The sequence below is a fragment of the Leisingera sp. XS_AS12 genome (assembly GCF_041224635.1).
Classification (GTDB): Bacteria; Pseudomonadota; Alphaproteobacteria; order Rhodobacterales; family Rhodobacteraceae; genus Leisingera.
In genome coordinates, this window is record NZ_JBGFGM010000131.1 from 2,501 (window position 1) to 5,175 (window position 2,675).

Below are 2,675 nucleotides of genomic sequence, written 5' to 3' on the forward strand. Positions count from 1 at the left end.
TAACCAGGTACTTAAGGACTGAATACATAGGTCTTTAAGAGCAAACCCGGGGAACTGAAACATCTAAGTACCCGGAGGAAAGGACATCAATAGAGACTCCGTTAGTAGTGGCGAGCGAACGCGGACCAGCCGAGCCTGATGAGTGAGAAGAACATGTTGGGAAACATGGCCAGAGAGGGTGACAGCCCCGTATTCGAAGCTCTGAAGGACGTATCAAGTAGGGCGGGACACGTGAAATCCTGTTCGAAGATCGGAGGACCACCTCCGAAGGCTAAGTACTCCTTACTGACCGATAGCGAACCAGTACCGTGAGGGAAAGGTGAAAAGCACCCCGACGAGGGGAGTGAAACAGTACCTGAAACCGAACGCCTACAATCAGTTGGAGGCCCCTTGAGGGCTGACAGCGTACCTTTTGTATAATGGGTCATCGACTTGGTCTCACGAGCAAGCTTAAGCCGCTAGGCGGAGGCGCAGCGAAAGCGAGTCTTAATAGGGCGCATGAGTTCGTGGGATCAGACCCGAAACCGAGTGATCTAGGCATGGCCAGGTTGAAGGTGCGGTAACACGCACTGGAGGACCGAACCCACATCTGTTGAAAAAGATCGGGATGAGCTGTGCCTAGGGGTGAAAGGCCAATCAAACTCGGAGATAGCTGGTTCTCTGCGAAATCTATTTAGGTAGAGCGTCATCCGAATACCCCGGGGGGTAGAGCACTGGATGGGTAATGGGGCCCCACAGGCTTACTGATCCTAACCAAACTCCGAATACCCGGGAGTACTAGATGGCAGACACACTGCGGGTGCTAACGCCCGTAGTGGAGAGGGAAACAACCCTGACCTCCGGCTAAGGCCCCCAATTCATGGCTAAGTGGGAAAGCAGGTGGGATGTCCAAAACAACCAGGAGGTTGGCTTAGAAGCAGCCATCCTTTAAAGATAGCGTAACAGCTCACTGGTCTAAACAAGACGTCCTGCGGCGAAGATGTAACGGGGCTCAAGCCATGAGCCGAAGCCGAGGATGCACATAGTGCATGGTAGCAGAGCGTAGTGTGACATAGTCTCATTCCTCCTTAGTTCCTCCGGGAACATTGGAGGAGAGAGGCTTTCGATGAAGCCGGGGCGTGAGCCATCCGGTGGAGAGATCACTAGCGAGAATGATGACATGAGTAGCGACAAAGAGTGTGAGAGACACTCTCGCCGAAAGTCCAAGGGTTCCTGCTTAAAGCTAATCTGAGCAGGGTAAGCCGGCCCCTAAGCCGAGGCCGAAAGGCGTAGGCGATGGGAACCAGGTTAATATTCCTGGGCCAGGAGGATGTGACGGATTGCAAAGGTAGTTCACTCTTATCGGATTGAGTGGGCTGCTCAGCAGTCCCTGGAAATAGCCCTCCATCAGACCGTACCCTAAACCGACACAGGTGGACTGGTAGAGAATACCAAGGCGCTTGAGAGAACGATGTTGAAGGAACTCGGCAAAATACCTCCGTAAGTTCGCGAGAAGGAGGCCCGGGTTCAAGGCAACTTGGATCCGGGGGCACAAACCAGGGGGTGGCGACTGTTTATTAAAAACACAGGGCTCTGCGAAGTCGCAAGACGACGTATAGGGTCTGACGCCTGCCCGGTGCCTGAAGGTTAAAAGGAGGGGTGAGAGCTCCGAATTGAAGCCCAGGTAAACGGCGGCCGTAACTATAACGGTCCTAAGGTAGCGAAATTCCTTGTCGGGTAAGTTCCGACCTGCACGAATGGCGTAACGACTTCCCCGCTGTCTCCAACATCGACTCAGCGAAATTGAATTGCCTGTCAAGATGCAGGCTTCCCGCGGTTAGACGGAAAGACCCCGTGCACCTTTACTACAGCTTCGCACTGGCATCAGGATTGTGATGTGCAGGATAGGTGGTAGGCATCGAAACCAGAACGCAAGTTCCGGTGGAGCCTCCCTTGAGATACCACCCTTCGCACTCTTGATGTCTAACCGCGGTCCGTTACCCGGATCCGGGACCCTGCGTGGCGGGTAGTTTGACTGGGGCGGTCGCCTCCTAAAGAGTAACGGAGGCGCGCGAAGGTTGGCTCAGAGCGGTCGGAAATCGCTCGTTGAGTGCAATGGCAGAAGCCAGCCTGACTGCAAGACTGACAAGTCGAGCAGAGACGAAAGTCGGCCATAGTGATCCGGTGGTCCCGCGTGGAAGGGCCATCGCTCAACGGATAAAAGGTACGCCGGGGATAACAGGCTGATACTGCCCAAGAGTCCATATCGACGGCAGTGTTTGGCACCTCGATGTCGGCTCATCTCATCCTGGGGCTGGAGCAGGTCCCAAGGGTACGGCTGTTCGCCGTTTAAAGAGGTACGTGAGCTGGGTTTAGAACGTCGTGAGACAGTTCGGTCCCTATCTGCCGTGGGTGTAGGATACTTGAGAGGAGTTGCCCCTAGTACGAGAGGACCGGGGTGAACGATCCACTGGTGGACCTGTTGTTGCGCCAGCAGCAGTGCAGGGTAGCTATGATCGGACAGGATAACCGCTGAAGGCATCTAAGCGGGAAGCCCCCCTCAAAACAAGGTATCCCTGAGGGCCGTGGAAGACCACCACGCCAATAGGCCGGAGGTGTAAGCGCAGCAATGCGTTCAGCTGACCGGTACTAATCGCCCGATAGGCTTGATTTGATCCAGTAACAGACAGTGTTAC

Annotated in this window: 1 rRNA gene (cut by a window edge); it reads left to right on the forward strand. The window is 54.7% G+C overall.

What is annotated here, in order from left to right:
• Nucleotides 1-2,653: ribosomal RNA gene (locus tag AB9K35_RS24580) — 23S ribosomal RNA — on the forward strand; it begins 175 nt to the left of the window's first position.
• The last annotated feature ends 22 nt before the right edge of the window (nucleotides 2,654-2,675 follow it).